A 19,239-nucleotide genomic window follows, 5' to 3' on the forward strand; every position below is an offset into this window, starting at 1 on the left:
CCTCGTGCTCAGGTTCGCGGCGTGGCGAGGGCCTGGCCCATGCGTACCGGGCTGCCGGCGGCGAGGTTCTCGGCCCACTGTACCTGCTGCGGTCCGAACAGGACGATGGCGGTAGAGCCCAGCTTGAAACGGCCCAGCTCGCCGCCTTTGCTCAGCTCGATGGCGGCGCGCGCGGCCTCGTCATAGCGGGTGGTCTTCAGCTCGCGCTTGGGCGGCGTGACCAGGCCGGCCCAGACCGTTTCCACGCTGGCCACGATCATGGCGCCGACCAGCACCACGGCCATCGGCCCGCGCTCGGTGTCGAACAGGCAGACCACGCGCTCGTTGCGGGCGAACAGCTCGGGGACGTTCTCTGCGGTGGTCTGGTTGACCGAGAACAGCCGGCCCGGCACGTAGACCATTTCCTTCAGGGTGCCGGCCAGCGGCATATGCACGCGGTGATAGTCCTTGGGCGACAGGTAGATGGTGGCAAAGTCGCCGCCCATGAAGGGCTTGGCGCGTTCGGCGTCACCGCCGAGCAGCTCCAGCACGCTGAAGCTGTGGCCCTTGGCCTGGAAGCAGCGGCCCTGCTCAATCGGGCCGAGCTGGCTGACCGCGCCGTCGGCCGGGCAGAGAATGGCGCCGGGAGTTTCGTCCAGGGGGCGCGCGCCGTCTTTCAGGGCGCGAGTGAAGAAGGCGTTGAAGTGCTCGTAGGCGCTCAGGTCCTCGACCTGAGCCTCGCTCATATCGACCTGATACTGCTTGGCGAACCAGCCGATCAGGCGGTCCTTGAACCAGGCGGCGCGGCACTCGGCGGCGCAGCCGATCAGGCGCGACAGCAGGTGATGCGGCAGCAGGTACTGGCTGAGAATAAACAGGCGCTGTTTCATCGGTATTCCTTGATATCAGTGTTCGATCGGCGTGTCGGGCAGGTTGCCCCATTCGGACCAGGAGCCGGCGTAGGCCCTGACCCGCGGATAGCCCAGCGCCTTGGCCACCAGGTAGGTGAAGCCGGAGCGGCGATGGGTCTGGCAGTGGGTGATCACTTCCTTGTCCTTGGTGATGCCGAGGCGCTCCAGAACCTGGGCCATGTCTTCACGAATGCGCAGTCCGCGCTGCGGGTCCATGCCGGCGGTCCACTCGAAGTTGACCGCGCCCGGCACGTGCCCGCCGCGGGCGGCCAGCAGCTTCTCACCGCTGAATTCGGCCGGGGAGCGGGCGTCCCATATCGCCAGGTCGGCGGCGCCCAGGCGGCCCTCCAGGTAGTTGCGGCTAGCCGTAGGCTCGTCGTGAATGCTCAGGCTGACGCTACCGTCAGCGGCTGCGGGTGTCTCCCGGCTCAATTCGCGCCCTTCGGCCATCCAGGCCTGCAGCCCGCCATTGAGGAAGTGGTAGCGGCCGTGGCCGATCACATCGAGCAGCCAGATGAAACGCCCGGCCCAGCCACCGCCTTCGTCGTCATAGACCACGTAGACGGCGTCCTCGCGGTGCCCCAGTTCGCCGAACAGTGCTTCCAGCTGGGGCTTCTCCGGCAACAGGCCGGGTGCTGGCGCCTGGGCTCGCTGGGTGCGCTTGCTGTCGACCCAGCGGGCGCCGGGAAGATGGCCTTGGGCGTAGCGGGCGGCCGGGCTGAGGTCGACCAGGATCAGCTCGGGGGCCTGTAGGCGGGTGGCCAGGTCGGCCGGTTCGATTACCAGCGGCAGGCCGGAGAAGGCGGACATGCGAAGACTCCGGATGGACGGTTGAGGGCGGATTGTAGCGAAAAGCCTGCGCGCGGGCCGGCTGAAATCGTTGCCGGCATCAGGCGCCGCGACGGGCGAAGGTGGCCAGGCCACGCTCGATGCACTGCACCGTCTTGGCAAAGGCCTGCAGCGGCACGGCTCCGATCTCGCCGCCGCCCTGGTCGACCACCAGCAGCATCACCACCCGGCCGTTGCTGGCCAGTGAGCGCAGCAGCAGGTGCTCGCCATTGAACAGGGCTTTCAGGCTACCCGGCAGCAGGGCAGACACCTGGGCGAGGTTGGCCGGGCTCAGGCGCAACTGCCCGGGCTCGGCCAGCAGGCGGCGCAGCACCTGACTCTGCGCCGGATCGAGGCGCAACTGCGCGGCGGCGCCAGGCAAGCCGGCCACCTGCTGGGCCAGCAGGCGACTGTGGCTGCGGTCGGCCAGCAGCACCATGATCCGCTGCATGCCGCAGGCCTGCAGGGCCTGGCAGGCGCTGTCGGTCAGCTGCAGGACATTGGCGAAAGGCGAGGGCTGGGCCAGCAGCCTGCCGCAATGTTGCTTCCACAGCTCCAGCTGTGGGTTGCTGGCCGGCGCGGGTGGCGGCCGCAGGGCTTTCAGGCGGCAGGCGTCCCAGGGCCACAGCAGCGCCTCGGCCGGATGCCAGAGGTCCGCTTGCGCGTGCTGGCGGGCGCTCTGGGCGGCCTGCTGGTGCACCAGTTGCTGCAACTCCGGCAGCGCGACCTGCAGGTACAGGCCGGTCAGGCGTTGCCAGCGCAGGTGGTGCTGGCAGCTCCAGTTGTGGTGGCTGGACAGCGCCAGGCCGCTGGCCAGCAGAATGCTGTTGGCCGGCTGGGTCAGCCAGCGCCGCAGGTGCGGGTCGGCGTCGAGAAGCTGCTGCTGATGCAGCGGGTGTTCGTTGTCGCGGGCGATATGCAGGGCCTTGACCAGCAGGCGACGGTCTTCCACCAGCAGGCGGTAGCCCTGGATGATCCACTCCGGCATACGCCAGTGCGTTGCCAGGGCCAGGCACAGTGACAGCAGGGGAACGCCGAGCAGTTCGCGCTCGACCCTGGCCGCCGGCTCGCCGCGGCCGAGTACGCGCCGCTCCCAGGCCTCGAACAGCTGCGGATGCAGTGCCACCAGCGGCCACAGTGGGGCGAGGAACAGCAGGCTGCCCCAGTGGATCTCCTGCCACAGCCGCGCCAGGCGCCCGGCGAACAGGCCGCTGGCCTGTTGTGAGGCATGTAGGCCGATCAGTTGCAGTTGGCGCAGGGGCAGGGGGATCTGCTGTTGTTCCTGCACCGGCATCTGTGCGAGCAGCGTTTCCGCGCGTTTCAGCCCCAGGCGGTTGAGCGCCATCTCCAGGCTTTCTGCCGGCTCGCTGAAACTGCTGGCGCTGCGATTGGCCTCACGCAGCATGGCCAGCGCGATGGCCGGGCTCTCCTGCATCTGCTCGGCGATCTCGCGCAGGGAGCGGCGGCTGTCCAGCAGGACCCGGCGCACCGCCTCATGGTGGTGGCTGGCGATGGGCAGACGCACGTCGTCCAGCTGTTTCAGCCAGGCATCGATGCTGCGCGGTAGGTGCTTTTCAGTGGGCATGCAGGTTGAGCCAAACTGGCTTTTCGCCTTTACTGCCTATAGTCTGGCGCAATACTTCCGATAATTAGAAGGGTTGTTTTACAGAACCCTTATCGACTGACTCTTCAAGCTCACTCTCATGATCAAGATCGTAGGCATCCTGGTAGTCTTCGGCTGCGTTTTTGGTGGCTTTGTCCTCTCCGGCGGCAAGCTCATGGCGCTGGTCCACCCGTTCGAAGTGATGATCATCGGCGGCGCGGCACTCGGTGCCTTCCTCCAGGCCAACCCCGGCAGCGCCTTCATGACGGTGTTCAAGAAGTCGCTGAAGATGTTCAGCAGCCGCTTCACCCACGCCTTCTACCTGGAAGTGCTGAAGCTGCTCTACGAAATCCTCAACAAGAGCCGCCGCGAAGGCATGATGGCCATCGAGGCCGACGTCGAGGACCCCAACGCTAGCCCGATCTTCAGCAAGTACCCCGGCATCCTCAAGGATGCGCAGATGACCGCTTTCATCTGTGACTACCTGCGCATCATGTCCAGCGGCAACATGGCGCCGCACGAGCTGGAGAACCTCTTCGACATGGAGATTTCCAGCCTCAAGGAAGAACTGGAGCACCCGGCCCACGCGGTCGCCAAGGTGGCCGACGGCATGCCGGCGATGGGTATCGTGGCGGCGGTGCTGGGTATCGTGATCACCATGTCTATCCTTGCGACGGCGGACAACGCGCAGATCGGCGAGAAGGTCGGTACGGCATTGGTCGGTACCTTCCTCGGTATTCTGGCGTCCTATGGCTTCTTCGGCCCGCTGGCCGGGGCGCTGGAGCACGATGCCAAGGAAGAGGTCAACCTGTACGAGGCGATCAAGGCCACGCTGGTGGCGTCCGCTTCCGGCATGCCGCCGACGTTGGCCGTCGAGTTCGGGCGCAAGGTGCTGTTCCCGGCGCATCGGCCGAGCTTCAGCGAGCTCGAACAGGCCATGCGTGGCAACTGAGGCGGGCTGCTGAGCGATGGAGAACAACCAGCCGATACTGGTCAAGCGGGTCAAGAAGGTTGCCGGCGGCCACCACGGTGGTGCCTGGAAGATCGCCTTCGCCGACTTTGCCACGGCGATGATGGCCTTCTTCCTGGTGATGTGGCTGATGTCCTCGGCCACGCCCGAGCAGAAGAAGGCGATTTCCGGCTACTTCCAGGACCCCATCGGCTTCACCGAGAGCGCCAGCCCCTACGTCATCGACCTGGGCGGCACACCCACGCCTGCGCCGGATCGCACGCTCAACCCCGAACTCAAGGATGCCCCGGATTCCCAGGAAGCCGCCGTCGACGCCCAGCAGGACCAGGCCGAGATCGATGCCAGCCAGGCCGAGACGCTGGCCGAGCAGGTCGAGCGGGAGCGCCTGGAAATGCTGCTGCAGGAGCTGCAGACCAAGGTCGAGGAGAATCCCGAGCTGCAGAAGTTCAAGGATCAGATCCTCTTCGAAATCACCCAGGACGGCCTGCGCATCCAGATCATGGATGCTGAGAACCGCCCGATGTTCGACCTCGGCAGTGCCCGCCTGCAGCCCTATTTCGAGGACATCCTGCTGATCCTCGCCGACACCATCAAGGCGGTACCGAACAAGATCAGCGTCAGCGGTCACACCGATGCCAAGCCGTTCGCCGGCGCGGGCGATTTTGGTAACTGGGAGTTGTCGGCCAACCGTGCCAACGCGGCGCGGCGTGCCCTGGTGGCTGGCGGCTACCCGGATGAAAGCGTCGCGCGCGTGGTGGGTTATGCCTCCTCGGCGCTGTTCGATCGCAAGGATCCGTTCAATCCGGTGAACCGTCGTATCGACATCATCGTGCTGACCAAGAAGGCTCAGCGCGCCATCGAGGGTGAGCAGGACAGCGGCGGTGACGCGGTGCCTACCGAGGCCACGGCGCCCGGGCAGACGCCTCCCGCGGCGGACGAGCCGGCCCAGCCCGACGAGCTGCGCCAGCGCCTGAACATCTTCGAGGATGGCGCCCTGCAGTTCGACCAGCCGCAGGAATGAAAGAGGCCGCGATCATCGCGGCCTCTTCGTTTCAGCGCACCATCAATATTCGGGTTCGGGCAGGCTGGCCAGGATGTGCCGGTAGCTGGCCATGCGCTGCGGCTGGATGCGTCCGTCCTCCAGGGCCTTGAGCAGTGCGCAGCCCGGTTCGCGGTCGTGCTTGCAGTCGCGGAAGCGGCAGGTGCCGAGCAGGTCGCGGAACTCGATAAAGCCAGCCTCGACATCGTCCCTGCTGACATGCACCAGGCCGAACTCGCGGATGCCGGGCGAGTCGATCAGCTCGCCGCCGCCCGGGAAGTGGAACAGACGTGCCGTGGTGGTGGTGTGGGTGCCCTTGCCGGTGACTTCCGAGAGGTCGCCGACGCGGGTGTCGACGCCCGGCAGCAGGCTGTTGACCAGCGATGACTTGCCCACCCCGGACTGGCCGACGAACACGCTGACGTGACCGTCCAGGCGCTGTTGCAGCTGTTCCATGCCACCGCCGCCATGGGCCGAGACTTCCAGCAGCTCGTAGCCGAGCTGGCGGTAGGTGGTCAGCAGGTTGTCCACGTGCCCGCTGTTTTCCTCGTCGAGCAGGTCGGCCTTGTTCAGCAGCAGCAGCGGGCGGATGCCGGCATGCTCAGCGGCCACCAGGTAGCGGTCGATCAGGTTGGCATGTGGGTGCGGCAGCGGGGCGAAGACGATGACGATCAGGTCGACGTTGGCGGCCACCGGCTTGAGCAGGCCGCGCATGTCCGGGCGGCACAGCTCGGAGTGGCGCGGCAGCTGCGCGACGATCACGCCGTGGCCCTGGTTGCCCGAGCGCCAGACCACGCGATCACCGGTGACCAGGGGCGGCAGGTTGGCGCGCAGGTGGCAGCGCTGGACCTGGCCGGTCAGCTCGCCTTCCAGTGCCTCGACCTCGACCTGCACACCGAAGTGGGCGATCACCAGGCCGGTCTGTTCCGCGCCCAGGTCGCCGCCTTCCAGTTCATCGAGCAGGCGCGATTCGCGCTTGGCCGCGCGGGCGGCACGCTCCTCCTGGACTTTCTCGATGCGCCAGCTCTGCCGGCGGGTCAGTTGGCGTTTGGCCATGAGGGTTCCGCTGAATAAGAAAACGGCGGCGAGTTTAGCACGGGGGGCGACTGGCCCTGGCGTCGGCCTGCTGGTACAACAGCGGCATGCTCGACATTCTGCGCTCCCGATACCCGGCCCTGCTCGCCCTGCTGGCCCAGTTACTGGCCCTGACGGTGATCGCCTGCCTGTTGCTGCTGTTCGTGCGTCTCGTCGACTGGCGCCCAAGCCTGTGGCAGGCGGCGCTCGCTCAGGGCGCGCTGGCGGCGGCGCTGGGGCAGTGGCTGGGGCTGCGCCGCTGGTGGCTGGCGCTGAACCTGGCTTTCGTCCCCGGCCTGCTGGCGCTGCAGAGTCGCGAGTGGCCAGCCTGGTGGTTCCTGGTCGCTTTCGGCCTGCTGCTGCTGATCAACTGGAACAGCTTTCGCGAGCGCGTGCCGCTGTACCTCAGCGGGGCGCGCACCCGCCGACAGCTGAGCCAGCGCCTGGCCGCGCTGCCACCCGACTTTCGCTTCGTCGACCTGGGGTGCGGCCTGGGCAGCGCGCTGGTGCAGCTGGCCCGCGACTACCCGCAGGCGCGCCTGGTCGGCGTGGAAACGGCGCCGCTGGTGTTCCTGCTGGCCTGGTTGCGCTGCCTGCCGTATCGCCACGTGCGGGTGCACTACCGCAGCCTGTGGCGCGAGCCGCTGGGCGACTATGACGTGGTCTACTGCTTCCTTTCACCGGCACCGATGGCCGAGCTGTGGGCCAAGGCCCGGCGCGAGATGCGCCCCGGCAGCCTGCTGGTCAGCAACAGCTTTGAGGTGCCGGGGGTTCCCGCTGGCGAAGTCATCGCGCTGCACGACTGGCGCGACTCACGGCTACTGCTCTGGCACTTCTGAGCGGCTAAACTGGCGCCTGTCTAGAAGGAGCCGAGCCCATGCCGCAGAACCCCAACAACCTGATCTGGATCGACCTGGAAATGACCGGGTTGGATCCGGAGCGCGACGTCATCATCGAGATGGCCACCATCGTCACCGACAGCGACCTCAACATCCTCGCCGAGGGGCCGGTGATCGCCGTGCACCAGAGCGATGCGCTGCTGGCCGGGATGGACGAGTGGAATACCCGTACCCACGGTGAAAGCGGCCTGACCCAGCGCGTGCGCGAGAGCACCATCGGCCCGGCCGAAGCCGAGGCGCAGACCATCGCCTTCCTCGAGCAGTGGGTGCCGAAGGGTAAGTCGCCGATCTGCGGCAACAGCATCGGCCAGGATCGACGCTTCCTCTACAAGTACATGCAGAACCTGGAAGCCTACTTCCACTATCGCTATCTGGATGTTTCGACCCTGAAGATCCTCGCCGGCATGTGGGCGCCGCAGGTCAAGGACTCGTTCCAGAAGCAGGGTACCCATCAGGCGCTGGACGATATCCGCGAGTCCATCGCCGAGCTGCGCCATTACCGCCAGCACTTCCTGAAAGTGTGAGTGCCCCAGGGCCTGCCTAGTGCGGGCCTTTTTCATGGTGGCGCGCCAGCGCCCAGGCGACGTGCTCGCGCACCAGTTCCGACGGGTGCTCGCGCCGCGCGCGCAGCGCTTCCAGCACCGGGATGGTCGAGGGCGCATTGCCCAGCCCCACGGCCAGGTTGCGCAGCCAGCGTTCGTAGCCGGCGCGGCGCAATGGCGAGCCCTCGGTACGGCTGAGGAACTCTGCTTCCGTCCACAGGAACAGCTCGACCAGGCCGCCGCTGTCCAGGCCGTGGCGCGGCTGGAAGTCAGCCTGTTCGGTGGGGCGGGCGAAACGGTTCCATGGGCAGACGATCTGACAGTCGTCGCAGCCGAACACGCGGTTGCCGATGGGCGCGCGCAGCTCCTCGGGGATCGATCCCTTGAGCTCGATGGTGAGGTACGAGATGCAGCGCCGCGCGTCCAGCACATAGGGGCCGGCGAAGGCGGCGGTCGGGCAGATGTCCATGCAGGCCGTGCAGCGCCCGCAATGCTCGCTGGCGTGGGGCGCGTCGATTGGCAGCGCGATGTCGACGAACAGCTCGCCGAGGAAGAACCAGCTGCCGGCCTTGCGGTTGAGCACCAGGGTGTTCTTGCCGATCCAGCCGAGGCCGGCCTTTTCGGCGATGGCCTTTTCCAGCACCGGCGCACTGTCGACGAAGGCGCGATGGCCAAACGGGCCGATGACCGCCTGGATGCGCTCGGCCAGCTGCTGCAGGCGCTTGCGCACCAGCTTGTGGTAGTCGCGGCCCAGCGCGTAGCGCGACACATAGGCCTGCTCGGGTTGCGCCAGGCGCTCGGCCATCCGGGTGTCGCCGGGCAGGTAGTCGATGCGCAGCGACACCACGCGCAGGGTGCCGGGTACCAGCTCATCCGGGTGCGAGCGCTTGCTGCCGTGCGCGGCCATGTAGTCCATCTCGCCTTGGTAGCCGGCATCCAGCCAGCGCTGCAGGTGCGCCTCGTGCTCGCCGAGGTCGACGTCGGTGATGCCGACCTGCTGGAAGCCCAGCTCGCGCCCCCAGTCCTTGATGGACTGCGCCAGTTGCGCAAGATCGGGAGGGGAGTCGGACATGGCGGGCGGCGAGGCAGGGGAGATGGGTATAATTCTGCCAGACCTCGCCCGAATAGCCGAACATGCGCAACGATCACGACTGGCCTCTTCCTTTATACAGCGCCGCCCAGGTGCGTGAGCTGGACGCCCGGCTGATTGCCGCCGGCACCCCCGGATTCGAGCTGATGCAGCGCGCCGCGCATGCCGCCTGGCGCGCCCTGCGCCAACGCTGGCCGCAGGCAGGTGCCGTCACCGTGCTGGCCGGGGCCGGTAACAATGCCGGCGACGGCTACCTGATCGCCGAACTGGCGCAGCGCGCCGGCTGGGACGTGCGCGTGCTGGCGGTCGGCGAACCTGAGCGGCTGCAGGGCGACGCCGCCCTAGCCCGCGGTGCCGCGCAGGCGGCCGGCGTGGCCATCGAAGCGTGGCATTCGGGTGCCGAGTTGCGCGGCGTGCTGGTCGATGCGCTGCTCGGTACCGGTTTTGCCGGCGAGCTGCGGCCCCACTACGCGCAGGCCGTCGAGACGATCAACGGCGCCGGCCTGCCGGTACTGGCGGTGGATATCCCCACCGGGCTGCATGCCGACACCGGCTGCGTGGCGGAGCAGGCGGTGCGCGCCGATCTCACCGTGACCTTCATCGGCCTGAAGATCGGCCTGTTCACCGGTGATGCGCCGGACTGGGTCGGCGAGCTGGTGTTCGACGACCTGCAGGCCGAGCCTGAGCTGGTTGCCCAGCAGTCCTCTGTTGCCCGTCGCCTGGCCGGCAGCGCGGTGCCGCCACTGGCGCCGCGTGCGCGCACCGCGCACAAGGGCAGCTTCGGCCATGTGCTGGTGATCGGCGGCGATCGTGGTTTCGGTGGCGCCGCCCTGCTCAGTGCCGAGAGCGCCCTGCGGGCCGGTGCCGGCCTGGTCTCCCTGGCCACGCGTCCCGAGCATTTGGTTGCCAGCCTGGCCCGCCTGCCGGAGGTGATGTGCCAGCCCACCGAGTCCACCTACCAGCTGCCCGAGCTGTGCGCGCGTGCCGATGTGCTGGTGGTGGGGCCCGGCCTCGGCCAGCAGGCCTGGGGGCGCAGCCTGCTCAGCGCGGCGGCGGCCAGCGCGCGGCCGCAGGTGTGGGATGCCGATGCACTCAACCTGCTGGCGGCAGGTAGCGTCGAGTTGCCGGCCGACAGCCTGATGACCCCGCATCCCGGCGAGGCGGCACGCCTGCTGGGGATTGCCACGGCCGAAGTGCAGGCGGATCGCCCCGCCGCGGCCCTGGCCCTGGCGCGCCGCTACCAGGCGGTAGTGGTGCTCAAGGGCGCCGGCAGCCTGGTGGCCGCGCCGGACGGTCGCCTGCTGCTGTGTGATCGTGGTCATCCGGCCATGGCGGGCGCCGGCCTCGGTGATGTCCTGGCCGGGCTGCTCGGAGCCCTGCGCGCACAGGGGCTGGAGGCTTTCGAGGCGGCGGCCCTGGGCGTGTGGCTGCATGCCGGCGCCGGTATGCGCCAGGGCGAGCTGGGGCGTGGATTGGCGGCCAGCGATCTGATTCCGACCATTCGTCAGCTACTGGAGGAGCATGCACCTTGCCTGAAATGACTCTCTATGCCGAAGGCGAAGACGCCATGTACGAGCTGGGTGCGCGCATCGCACGGGCGACCGGCGGTCGCGGTGTGATCTATCTGCACGGCGACCTGGGCGCCGGCAAGACCACATTATCGCGCGGCATCCTCCGTGGCCTGGGGCACAGTGGCGCGGTGAAAAGCCCGACCTTCACCCTGGTCGAGCCCTACGAGCTGGGTGAGGTGCGGGTGTTCCACTTCGACCTGTACCGCCTGGCCGATCCGGAAGAGCTGGAGTTCCTTGGCATTCGCGACTATTTCGAGGGCGATGCGCTGTGTCTGATCGAGTGGCCCGAGCGCGGCGCCGGCGTTTTGCCAAAGGCGGACCTGGACATTACCATTAGCCCGCATGGAGTCGGCCGCGCGCTGCAGTTGCAGGCACATGGTGCGCGGGCCGAGGCGTGGTGTGCTGCCTTATAAGAGTTTAAGAAAGATGGGGAAGGCTATGCGCATGCGTGCGCTGTTCGGCGGTATCGGAGTCATGCTGGCGGCGCTGGCCGTCGACGTGCTGGCCGCCACGGAAATCCGCAGCGTGCGCTTGTGGCGCGCGCCGGATAACACCCGCCTGGTCTTCGATCTTTCCGGTCCGGTGCAGCACAGCGTGTTCACCCTGGCCGCACCCAACCGCATCGTCATCGACGTCAACGGCGCCCAGCTGGCCACCCGGCTGGACCAGCTGTCCCTGAGCAATACGCCGATCACCGGCGTGCGCTCCGCACAGCGTTCGCCCACCGACCTGCGCCTGGTCCTCGACCTTTCCGCCGGCGTTACGCCGAAGAGCTTCACCCTGGCGCCGAACCAGCAGTACGGCCACCGTCTGGTGGTTGATCTGTTCGATCAGGATACCGCTGCCGCAGCTGGCGCGCCCAAGGCACCGCAGGTGCCGCAGCAGCCGGTCAACAGCACACCGCCGCCGGTCGCCAGTGCGCCCGGTTCGGCCCCGGCCAAGCTGCCGCCAGTGCCGGGCGGCAAGCGCGATATCGTCATCGCCATCGATGCCGGCCACGGTGGCGAGGACCCTGGCGCCCTCGGCCCGGGCAAGAAGCTCTATGAAAAGAATGTAACCCTGGCCATTTCCAGGGAGCTGCAGCGGCAGATCAACGCCGAGCGCGGCTTCCGTGGCGAGCTGGTGCGCACCGGCGACTACTTCATTCCGCTGCGCAAGCGCACCGAGATCGCGCGCAAGAAAGGCGCCGACCTGTTCGTCTCCATCCACGCGGACGCCGCGCCCAGCAGCCGCGCCTTCGGTGCTTCGGTCTATGCCCTGTCGGACCGTGGTGCGACCTCTGAAACCGCGCGCTGGCTGGCCGACAGCGAGAACCAGTCCGACCTTATCGGCGGCGCCGGCAGCGTCAGCCTGGACGACAAGGACCGCGTGCTGGCCGGCGTGCTGCTCGACCTGTCGATGACCGCCTCGCTGTCGTCCAGCCTCAATGTCGGGCAGCAGGTGCTGAGCAAGATGGGTTACATCACGCCGCTGCACAAACGCCGGGTCGAACAGGCCGGCTTCATGGTGCTGAAGTCTCCGGACATCCCGTCGATCCTGGTCGAGACCGGTTTCATCTCCAACCCCAACGAGGCCAGCAAGCTGTCCACCGTCGGCCATCAACAGGCCCTGGCGCGTTCGATCACGGCAGGCGTGCGGCAGTTCTTCCAGCAGAATCCGCCGCCCGGCACCTATATCGCCTGGCTGCGCGACAACGGCAAGATCGCGCCCGGCCCGCGCGTGCACGTGGTTTCCTCCGGTGAGAGTCTGGCCCTGATCGCGCAGCGCTATCAGGTCAGCCTGGCCTCGTTGCGCAGCGCCAACCAGCTGCGCAACGACACCATCAAGGTCGGTCAGACCCTCAATATCCCCGCGACCGCCCTGGCGGCCCAGCCATGATCGAGTCGCGGCGCATCCAGCTGCTCAGTCCGCGGCTGGCCAACCAGATTGCCGCCGGCGAGGTGGTCGAGCGTCCGGCTTCGGTGGCCAAGGAGCTGCTGGAGAACAGTCTGGACGCTGGTGCTCGGCGGGTCGACGTCGAGGTCGAGCAGGGTGGCATCAAGCTGCTGCGCATCCGTGATGACGGTTGCGGCATTCCGCCGGACGACCTGCCCCTGGCCCTGGCGCGCCATGCCACCAGCAAGATTCGCGAGCTGGAAGATCTGGAAGCAGTTTCCAGCCTGGGTTTCCGTGGCGAGGCGCTGGCCTCGATCAGCTCGGTGGCGCGTCTGACCATGACCTCGCGCACCGCCGAGGCCGAGCAGGCCTGGCAGGTGGAGACTGAAGGACGTGACATGGAGGCGCGGGTGCAGCCCGCGGCCCATCCGGTCGGCACTTCGGTGGAGGTGCGCGACCTGTTCTTCAACACCCCGGCGCGGCGCAAATTCCTGCGCGCCGAGAAGACTGAGTTCGACCATCTGCAGGAAGTCATCAAGCGTCTGGCTCTGGCCCGCTTCGATGTGGCCTTCCACCTGCGCCACAACGGCAAGACGGTGTTCGCCCTGCACGAGGCGCCGGACGAGATCAGTCGCGCGCGCCGGGTGGCCAGCGTCTGCGGCCCGGCCTTCCTCGAACAGGCCCTGCCGATCGAGGTGGAGCGCAGCGGCCTGCGCCTGTGGGGCTGGGTCGGCCTGCCGACCTTCTCGCGCAGCCAGGCAGACCTGCAGTATTTCTACGTCAACGGCCGCATGGTGCGCGACAAGCTGGTCGCTCATGCCGTACGCCAGGCCTACCGCGACGTGCTGTTCAACGGTCGCCACCCGACCTTCGTGCTGTTCCTCGAGATCGATCCGGGCGTGGTCGACGTAAACGTGCACCCGACCAAGCACGAGGTGCGTTTCCGCGACAGTCGCATGGTCCACGACTTCCTCTACGGCACCCTGCACCGGGCGCTCGGCGAGGTGCGTCCGGAAGACCAACTGGCGGCGCCGGCGGCGGTGCAGCAGATCGTCCGGCCGAGCGGCATTGCCGCCGGCGAGTTCGGGCCCCAGGGCGAGATCGGTCTGGCCGCCAGCATTCTGCAGCAGCCCGCTGCGGAGCCGTCGGTCTGGCGCTCGGCGGGTGCCGGCTATCAGGCGCCGCGGCCACAGGCCGGGATACCGCAGGCCGAGGCCCAGGGCGCCTACCGCGAGTACTTCGCGCCACTGCCCGAGCAGCCCGCCGCGCTGCCGACGGCGCAGGGCGACATACCGCCGCTGGGCTATGCCCTGGCCCAGCTCAAGGGGGTCTACATCCTCGCCGAGAATGCCCAGGGCATGGTGCTGGTGGACATGCATGCGGCCCACGAGCGCATCACCTATGAGCGGTTGAAGACCGCCATGGCCTGCGAAGGCCTGCGCGGCCAGCCGCTGCTGGTGCCGGAAAGCATCGCCTTGAGCCAGCGTGAGGCCGATTGTGCCGAGGAACATGCGCAGTGGTTCCAGCGCCTGGGCTTCGAGCTTCAGCGCCTGGGCGAGGAAAGCCTGGCGATTCGGCAGATTCCGGCCCTGCTCAAGCAGGCCGAAGCCACTCAGTTGGTGCGCGACGTGCTCGCCGATCTGCTGGAGTACGGCACCAGCGACCGCATTCAGGCGCATCTCAACGAGCTGCTGGCGACCATGGCTTGCCATGGCGCGGTGCGCGCCAATCGCCGCCTGACCCTGCCGGAAATGAATGCCCTGCTGCGCGATATGGAGCAGACCGAGCGCAGTGGCCAGTGCAACCACGGCCGGCCGACCTGGACTCAGCTGGGCATGGATGATCTGGACAAGCTGTTCCTGCGCGGTCGCTGACGGCGAGCGGTGCTGAAAATCGCTTCGGAAAGCGCATGCGCAGCGAGTAGACTGCGCTTCTTGCCAATCCGGCTCCCTTCCTAGACGCCTCTCCGAGCTGCACGCGTGCGCTTGGCGAGTGATTGCAGAGTTATGACCGAGCGCCTGCCTCCCGCCATCTTCCTGATGGGTCCCACCGCTTCCGGCAAGACCGACTTGGCCCTGGCCCTGGCGGATGCGCTGCCTTGCGAGCTGATCAGCGTCGATTCGGCGCTGATCTATCGGGGCATGGACATCGGCACGGCGAAGGCGGACAAGGCCACGCTGGCGCGTTATCCGCATCGCCTGGTGGATATCCGTGATCCGGCCGAGAGTTACTCGGCCGCCGAGTTTCGCGCCGACGCCCTGGCCGCGATGGCCGAGATCACCGCGCGCGGGCGCATTCCGCTGCTGGTAGGCGGCACCATGCTCTATTACAAGGCCTTGCTGGAAGGCTTGGCCGATATGCCCGGTGCCGATCCCGTGGTACGCGCCGAGCTGGAGGCCTGGGCGGCCGTCGAGGGCTGGGAGGCGCTGCACCGCGAGCTGGCGCGCGTCGACCCGGAGTCGGCAGCACGCATCCATCCTAACGATCCGCAGCGCCTGGTGCGGGCGCTGGAGGTGTATCGCGTCAGCGGATTGAGCATGACCGCGCATCGGCAGCGGCAAATGGCTCAAAATGGCGGTCTACAGGCGCCTGGCGTGGGGCAATTGCCTTATACTGTCGCGCAATTCGCCATCGCTCCCGAGCAGCGCCAGGTGCTGCACGAGCGGATCGCCCGCCGATTTCACCTGATGCTGGAACAGGGCTTTGTCGAAGAGGTCGAAGCGCTGCGCCTGCGGGAGGATCTGCATGCGGGGTTGCCATCGATTCGTGCGGTCGGTTATCGTCAGGTATGGGATTACCTGGACGGTCGCCTGAACCGCGAAGAGATGGCGGAGCGGGGCATCATCGCCACGCGTCAGCTGGCCAAGCGCCAGTTTACCTGGCTGCGCGGCTGGGAAAGCCTGTACTGGCTGGACAGCCTGGCCAGTGACAATCTGACTCGTGCCTTGAAATACCTGAGGGCGGTCTCCATATTGTGATGAGACCCGCCTGTTCGCCGTCTATCCTTGGCTTTTGAGGCTGATACGGCATAAGCCATTTTTGCTTTACTACAATTTGAACCTTAAGGAGTGCGGCACATGTCAAAAGGGCATTCGCTACAAGACCCTTACCTGAATACCCTGCGTAAGGAACGCGTACCGGTTTCCATCTATCTGGTTAACGGCATCAAGCTGCAAGGCCAGATCGAATCCTTCGACCAGTTCGTGATTTTGCTGAAGAACACTGTCAGCCAGATGGTCTACAAACACGCCATCTCCACCGTGGTGCCGAGCCGCCCGGTGCGCCTGCCCAGTGCGACCGAAGGCGAGCAGGTCGAGCCGGGCAACGCCTGATAGGAGCCTGACTTGTTCTTCGAGCGTCACGGCGGCGGTGAGCGGGCCATTCTCGTTCACCTGGAAGGCAGTAACCCCGAGGCGGCCGAAGATCCGCAGGAGTTCCAGGACCTGGCTCTGTCGGCCGGTGCGGACATGGTGGCGTTGGTCACCGTGTCGCGCCACATGCCGACCGCAAAATTCCTCATCGGCAGTGGCAAGGTCGAGGAGTTGCGCGATCTGGTCCGGGAGTCCGAGGCCGAGCTGGTCATCTTCAATCACACCCTCACGCCCAGCCAGGAACGCAACCTCGAGCGCGTCTTCGAGTGCCGCGTACTGGATCGCACCGGGCTGATCCTCGATATTTTCGCCCAGCGCGCCCGTACCCACGAGGGCAAGCTGCAGGTCGAGCTGGCTCAGCTGGATCACATGAGCACGCGCCTGGTGCGGGGCTGGACCCACCTGGAGCGGCAGAAGGGCGGTATCGGCCTGCGCGGCCCGGGTGAAACCCAGCTGGAAACCGACCGTCGTCTGCTGCGTGTGCGCATTCGCCAGATCAAGCAGAAGCTGGAGAAGGTGCGCAGCCAGCGCGAGCAGGCTCGTCGCGGCCGCCGCCGTGCGGATATTCCCTCGGTGTCGCTGGTGGGCTACACCAACGCCGGCAAGTCCACGTTGTTCAACGCGCTGACCACTTCCGAGGTCTATGCGGCCGATCAGCTGTTCGCCACCCTCGACCCGACCCTGCGTCGCCTCGAGCTGGATGATCTGGGGCCGGTGGTGCTGGCCGATACCGTGGGCTTCATCCGCCACCTGCCGCACAAGTTGGTCGAGGCGTTTCGCGCCACCCTGGAAGAATCGAGCAATTCCGACCTGCTGCTGCACGTGATCGACTCGCATGAGCCGGAGCGTGACCAGCAGATCGAGCAGGTCATGGCTGTGCTGGGTGAGATCGGTGCCAACGAGCTGCCGATTCTCGAGGTGTACAACAAGATCGATCTGGTCGACGGCGTTGAACCGCAGATTCAACGCGATGGCGATGGCAAACCGGAGCGCGTATGGCTTTCCGCGCGCGACGGCAAAGGCCTCGAGCTGCTGCGTCAGGCGGTGGCCGAGCTGCTCGGCGAGGATCTGTTCGTTGGCACGCTGCGCCTGCCGCAGCGCCTGGGGCGTTTGCGTGCGCAATTCTTCGAGTTGAATGCGGTGCAGAGCGAGTCGCACGACGAGGCGGGTGATACGCTGCTGGCCATCCGTCTGCCGCGCGCCGAGCTGAATCGCCTGGTCAGCCGTGAAGGGCTGAAGCCGCAGGATTTCCTCGAGCAACACACTTTGCAATAAAGCCTGGGCCGTCGCTTTTGCGGCGGCTCGGGTGCTTCGGTAGCATGGGTCGGCGCGCCGCGGGCGCGTCTTTGCTTTATCAGATGGAGAGCGCTATGGCTTGGAATGAGCCGGGTGGCAACTCGAACAATCAGGATCCCTGGGGTGGCCGCAAAGGCGGTGGACGCCAGGGGCCGCCGGACCTCGACGAGGCCTTCCGCAAGCTGCAGGAGAGCCTCAACGGCATCTTCGGCGGCGGCAAGAAACGCGATGGCGAAGGCCAGGGCGGTGGCTGGGGCATGCTCGGCATCGGTGCCGCTCTGCTCGGCGCGGTCTGGCTGTGGAACGCCGTGTACATCGTCGATGCTCAGGAGCAGGCAGTTGTTCTGCGCCTGGGTGAGTACAACCGGACCGTCGAACAGGGCCTGAATATCTACTTCCCGCCCTTCGAGAAGAAGTTCCAGGAAAACGTCACGCGCGAACGTTCCTTCACGTTGCAGGGGCAGATGCTCACCGAGGACGAGAACATCGTCGAGGTGCCGCTGACCGTGCAGTACAAGATCAGCAACCTGCAGTACTTCGTGCTCAACGTCGATGCGCCCGAGGTGAGCCTGCAGCACGCCACCGAAAGCGCTCTGCGCCATGTCGCCGGCTCCACCTCCATGGATGAGGTGATTACCCTCGGCCGTGAGCAGATGGGCCAGGAAGTCAGCCAGCGCCTGCAGAAGTTCCTCAACGACTACGGCACCGGCATCACCGTCACCCAGGTCAACATCCAGCGCGCCACGGCTCCGGCCGAGGTCAAGGATGCCTTTGACGACGTGATTCGTGCCCGTGAGGACGAGCAGCGCGAGAAGAACCAGGCCGAGACCTACGCCAATGGCGTGGTGCCCGAAGCGCGTGGTCAGGCTCAGCGCCTTCTTGAGGAGGCTAACGGCTACCGCGACGAGGTGGTCGCGCGTGCCCAGGGTGAGGCCGATCGCTTCAGCAAGCTGCTGGCCGAGTACCGCAAGGCGCCCGAAGTGACGCGTCAGCGTCTGTATCTGGACACCATGCAGCAGGTCTACGGCAGCACCAGCAAGGTGCTGGTGACTGGCAAGGACGGGCAGAACAACCTGCTCTACCTGCCGCTCGACAAGATGATCGACTCCCGCCCGACTGCGCCGGCCGGTGCCGCTGGCCAGGCGGGTGCGGCTTCGAGCGAGGGCGCGACGCGCATCATCAACGACCTGCAGCAGCGTGAGCTGCGCACGAGGGAGAGCCGCTGATGAGCAATAAATCCCTGTTTGCCCTGATCGGGGGCGTGCTCCTCGCCATCGTGGCGTGGAACAGCATCTATATCGTCTACCAGACCGAGAAGGCCGTGCTGCTGCAGTTCGGTAAGATCCAGAATCCGGACGTCAAGCCGGGGCTGCACTTCAAGGTGCCGCTGATGAACCAGGTGCGCAAGTTCGACGGCCGCCTGCTCACCCTGGAATCGCCGATCCAGCGCATCCTGACCAAGGAAAAGAAGGCGGTGATGGTCGATGCCTATGCCAAGTGGCGAGTGGCTGATGCCGAGCACTTCTATACCGCGACCTCGGGTATTCGCCAGATCGCCGATGACCGCCTGTCGCAGCGTCTGATCACCGCGCTGGCCAACCAGTTCGGTACCCGCACCCTGCATGAGGTGGTTTCCGGTGAGCGTGACCTGCTGATGGCGGACATCACCAAGTCGCTCAACGGCATGGCGCAGAAGGAGCTGGGTATCGAGGTGGTCGATGTGCGCGTCAAGGCCATCGACCTGCCGAAAGAGGTGTACCGCAGCGTGTTCGATCGGATGAGCTCGGAGCGTGAGCGCGAAGCCCGCGAGCACCGCGCCAAGGGCCGCGAGCTGGCCGAGGGTATTCGTGCCGATGCCGACCGGCAGAAACGCGTGATCCTGGCCGATGCCTACCGTGAGGCGGAAGAGGTTCGCGGTGATGGTGACGCCAAGGCGGCTGCCATCTATGCCGCGGCCTACAACCAGGATGCCGAGTTCTACGCCTTCTACCGCAGCCTGGGCGCCTATCGCGAAAGCTTCTCGAGCAAGAGCGATGTGCTGGTGCTGGACCCAAGTAGCGATTTCTTCCGCTACCTGCAGCAGCCCAAGCCCTGATCCGGTGTGCCCTGGCGTGGCCGTTCGGCCACGTCGGGGTGACCTCCGGGGAAAACGTGTTATCATGGGTCAGCCGGGAAAATGCCCGGCTTTTTT

18 protein-coding genes are annotated in these 19,239 nt (G+C 66.6%); 13 read left to right on the top strand and 5 right to left on the bottom strand.

Going from position 1 to position 19,239, the window contains the following annotated elements:
• Nucleotides 1-8: 8 nt before the first annotated feature.
• The 3 genes from asd to PA6_RS15035 all read right to left on the bottom strand — a co-directional run bounded on the left by asd (nucleotide 9) and on the right by PA6_RS15035 (nucleotide 3,303).
• Nucleotides 9-869 carry an archaetidylserine decarboxylase gene (gene asd, locus PA6_RS15025; protein ID WP_021701788.1) on the bottom strand — a complete coding sequence of 287 codons (861 nt, stop codon included), beginning with the start codon at nucleotides 867-869 and terminating at the stop codon, nucleotides 9-11.
• A gap of 15 nt (nucleotides 870-884) precedes the next feature.
• Nucleotides 885-1,700, bottom strand: coding sequence for a rhodanese-like domain-containing protein (locus PA6_RS15030; RefSeq protein ID WP_021701789.1), 816 nt, complete (start codon nucleotides 1,698-1,700; stop codon nucleotides 885-887).
• 79 nt (nucleotides 1,701-1,779) lie between these two features.
• Nucleotides 1,780-3,303: an HDOD domain-containing protein gene (locus tag PA6_RS15035; RefSeq protein ID WP_021701790.1), complete on the bottom strand. Its 1,524-nt coding sequence runs from the start codon at nucleotides 3,301-3,303 to the stop codon at nucleotides 1,780-1,782.
• Nucleotides 3,304-3,421: 118 nt separating this feature from the next.
• On the opposite strand from PA6_RS15035, the gene motA reads away from it, so the two are divergent.
• Together motA and motB are read left to right on the top strand one after the other, a co-directional pair.
• The gene (gene motA, locus PA6_RS15040; protein WP_021701791.1) at nucleotides 3,422-4,273 is read left to right on the top strand and encodes a flagellar motor stator protein MotA; all 852 of its coding nucleotides are present in this window, start codon (nucleotides 3,422-3,424) and stop codon (nucleotides 4,271-4,273) included.
• A 16-nt stretch (nucleotides 4,274-4,289) separates the two neighbouring features.
• On the top strand, nucleotides 4,290-5,312 hold the full coding sequence (gene motB, locus PA6_RS15045; RefSeq protein WP_021701792.1) for a flagellar motor protein MotB: 1,023 nt from the start codon (nucleotides 4,290-4,292) through the stop codon (nucleotides 5,310-5,312).
• A gap of 42 nt (nucleotides 5,313-5,354) precedes the next feature.
• Here motB and rsgA read toward each other — a convergent pair whose 3' ends face one another.
• Complete coding sequence (gene rsgA, locus PA6_RS15050) at nucleotides 5,355-6,386, bottom strand: small ribosomal subunit biogenesis GTPase RsgA (protein ID WP_021701793.1); 1,032 nt, start codon at nucleotides 6,384-6,386, stop codon at nucleotides 5,355-5,357.
• Between the two features lie 86 nt (nucleotides 6,387-6,472).
• On the opposite strand from rsgA, the gene PA6_RS15055 reads away from it, so the two are divergent.
• Entirely contained in the window at nucleotides 6,473-7,243 is a 771-nt protein-coding gene (locus tag PA6_RS15055) for a class I SAM-dependent methyltransferase (protein WP_021701794.1), read from the top strand.
• A 38-nt stretch (nucleotides 7,244-7,281) separates the two neighbouring features.
• A complete protein-coding gene (orn, locus tag PA6_RS15060; protein ID WP_021701795.1) occupies nucleotides 7,282-7,827 on the top strand; it encodes an oligoribonuclease in 546 nt (181 codons plus the stop codon).
• A gap of 16 nt (nucleotides 7,828-7,843) precedes the next feature.
• Here orn and queG read toward each other — a convergent pair whose 3' ends face one another.
• Complete coding sequence (gene queG / locus PA6_RS15065; protein ID WP_021701796.1) at nucleotides 7,844-8,917, bottom strand: tRNA epoxyqueuosine(34) reductase QueG; 1,074 nt, start codon at nucleotides 8,915-8,917, stop codon at nucleotides 7,844-7,846.
• Between the two features lie 62 nt (nucleotides 8,918-8,979).
• Between queG and PA6_RS15070 the strand changes: the two genes are divergently transcribed.
• From PA6_RS15070 to hflC, 9 genes are all read left to right on the top strand, one after another.
• A complete protein-coding gene (locus tag PA6_RS15070) occupies nucleotides 8,980-10,476 on the top strand; it encodes a bifunctional ADP-dependent NAD(P)H-hydrate dehydratase/NAD(P)H-hydrate epimerase (RefSeq protein WP_021701797.1) in 1,497 nt (498 codons plus the stop codon).
• Nucleotides 10,473-10,919 (top strand): tRNA (adenosine(37)-N6)-threonylcarbamoyltransferase complex ATPase subunit type 1 TsaE, encoded by a 447-nt coding sequence (gene tsaE, locus PA6_RS15075; protein WP_370453127.1) that lies wholly within the window; start codon nucleotides 10,473-10,475, stop codon nucleotides 10,917-10,919. Before PA6_RS15070 ends, tsaE begins: the two co-directional genes overlap by 4 nt.
• A 13-nt stretch (nucleotides 10,920-10,932) precedes the next feature.
• Nucleotides 10,933-12,384 (top strand): N-acetylmuramoyl-L-alanine amidase, encoded by a 1,452-nt coding sequence (locus tag PA6_RS15080; RefSeq protein WP_021701799.1) that lies wholly within the window; start codon nucleotides 10,933-10,935, stop codon nucleotides 12,382-12,384.
• On the top strand, nucleotides 12,381-14,255 hold the full coding sequence (mutL, locus tag PA6_RS15085; RefSeq protein WP_021701800.1) for a DNA mismatch repair endonuclease MutL: 1,875 nt from the start codon (nucleotides 12,381-12,383) through the stop codon (nucleotides 14,253-14,255). Before PA6_RS15080 ends, mutL begins: the two co-directional genes overlap by 4 nt.
• A gap of 132 nt (nucleotides 14,256-14,387) precedes the next feature.
• On the top strand, nucleotides 14,388-15,359 hold the full coding sequence (gene miaA / locus PA6_RS15090; protein WP_021701801.1) for a tRNA (adenosine(37)-N6)-dimethylallyltransferase MiaA: 972 nt from the start codon (nucleotides 14,388-14,390) through the stop codon (nucleotides 15,357-15,359).
• Between the two features lie 99 nt (nucleotides 15,360-15,458).
• Nucleotides 15,459-15,713, top strand: a complete 255-nt coding sequence (gene hfq / locus PA6_RS15095; protein WP_021701802.1) for an RNA chaperone Hfq — start codon at nucleotides 15,459-15,461, stop codon at nucleotides 15,711-15,713.
• Between the two features lie 12 nt (nucleotides 15,714-15,725).
• Nucleotides 15,726-17,027: a ribosome rescue GTPase HflX gene (hflX, locus tag PA6_RS15100; protein ID WP_021701803.1), complete on the top strand. Its 1,302-nt coding sequence runs from the start codon at nucleotides 15,726-15,728 to the stop codon at nucleotides 17,025-17,027.
• Between the two features lie 95 nt (nucleotides 17,028-17,122).
• Nucleotides 17,123-18,274, top strand: coding sequence for an FtsH protease activity modulator HflK (gene hflK, locus PA6_RS15105; RefSeq protein ID WP_021701804.1), 1,152 nt, complete (start codon nucleotides 17,123-17,125; stop codon nucleotides 18,272-18,274).
• Nucleotides 18,274-19,143, top strand: a complete 870-nt coding sequence (gene hflC, locus PA6_RS15110) for a protease modulator HflC (protein WP_021701805.1) — start codon at nucleotides 18,274-18,276, stop codon at nucleotides 19,141-19,143. The genes hflK and hflC overlap by 1 nt, the downstream gene beginning before the upstream one ends.
• The last annotated feature ends 96 nt before the right edge of the window (nucleotides 19,144-19,239 follow it).

Source organism: Aquipseudomonas alcaligenes NBRC 14159 (assembly GCF_000467105.1).
GTDB classification, from domain to species: Bacteria; Pseudomonadota; Gammaproteobacteria; order Pseudomonadales; family Pseudomonadaceae; genus Aquipseudomonas; species Aquipseudomonas alcaligenes.

Coding starts and splice junctions, on each gene's coding strand:
- asd (WP_021701788.1), bottom strand. CDS start 869: ATGAAACAGCGCCTGTTTATTCTCAGCCAGTACCTGCTGCCGCATCAC.
- PA6_RS15030 (WP_021701789.1), bottom strand. CDS start 1,700: ATGTCCGCCTTCTCCGGCCTGCCGCTGGTAATCGAACCGGCCGACCTG.
- PA6_RS15035 (WP_021701790.1), bottom strand. CDS start 3,303: ATGCCCACTGAAAAGCACCTACCGCGCAGCATCGATGCCTGGCTGAAA.
- motA (WP_021701791.1), top strand. CDS start 3,422: ATGATCAAGATCGTAGGCATCCTGGTAGTCTTCGGCTGCGTTTTTGGT.
- motB (WP_021701792.1), top strand. CDS start 4,290: ATGGAGAACAACCAGCCGATACTGGTCAAGCGGGTCAAGAAGGTTGCC.
- rsgA (WP_021701793.1), bottom strand. CDS start 6,386: ATGGCCAAACGCCAACTGACCCGCCGGCAGAGCTGGCGCATCGAGAAA.
- PA6_RS15055 (WP_021701794.1), top strand. CDS start 6,473: ATGCTCGACATTCTGCGCTCCCGATACCCGGCCCTGCTCGCCCTGCTG.
- orn (WP_021701795.1), top strand. CDS start 7,282: ATGCCGCAGAACCCCAACAACCTGATCTGGATCGACCTGGAAATGACC.
- queG (WP_021701796.1), bottom strand. CDS start 8,917: ATGTCCGACTCCCCTCCCGATCTTGCGCAACTGGCGCAGTCCATCAAG.
- PA6_RS15070 (WP_021701797.1), top strand. CDS start 8,980: ATGCGCAACGATCACGACTGGCCTCTTCCTTTATACAGCGCCGCCCAG.
- tsaE (WP_370453127.1), top strand. CDS start 10,473: ATGACTCTCTATGCCGAAGGCGAAGACGCCATGTACGAGCTGGGTGCG.
- PA6_RS15080 (WP_021701799.1), top strand. CDS start 10,933: ATGGGGAAGGCTATGCGCATGCGTGCGCTGTTCGGCGGTATCGGAGTC.
- mutL (WP_021701800.1), top strand. CDS start 12,381: ATGATCGAGTCGCGGCGCATCCAGCTGCTCAGTCCGCGGCTGGCCAAC.
- miaA (WP_021701801.1), top strand. CDS start 14,388: ATGACCGAGCGCCTGCCTCCCGCCATCTTCCTGATGGGTCCCACCGCT.
- hfq (WP_021701802.1), top strand. CDS start 15,459: ATGTCAAAAGGGCATTCGCTACAAGACCCTTACCTGAATACCCTGCGT.
- hflK (WP_021701804.1), top strand. CDS start 17,123: ATGGCTTGGAATGAGCCGGGTGGCAACTCGAACAATCAGGATCCCTGG.
- hflC (WP_021701805.1), top strand. CDS start 18,274: ATGAGCAATAAATCCCTGTTTGCCCTGATCGGGGGCGTGCTCCTCGCC.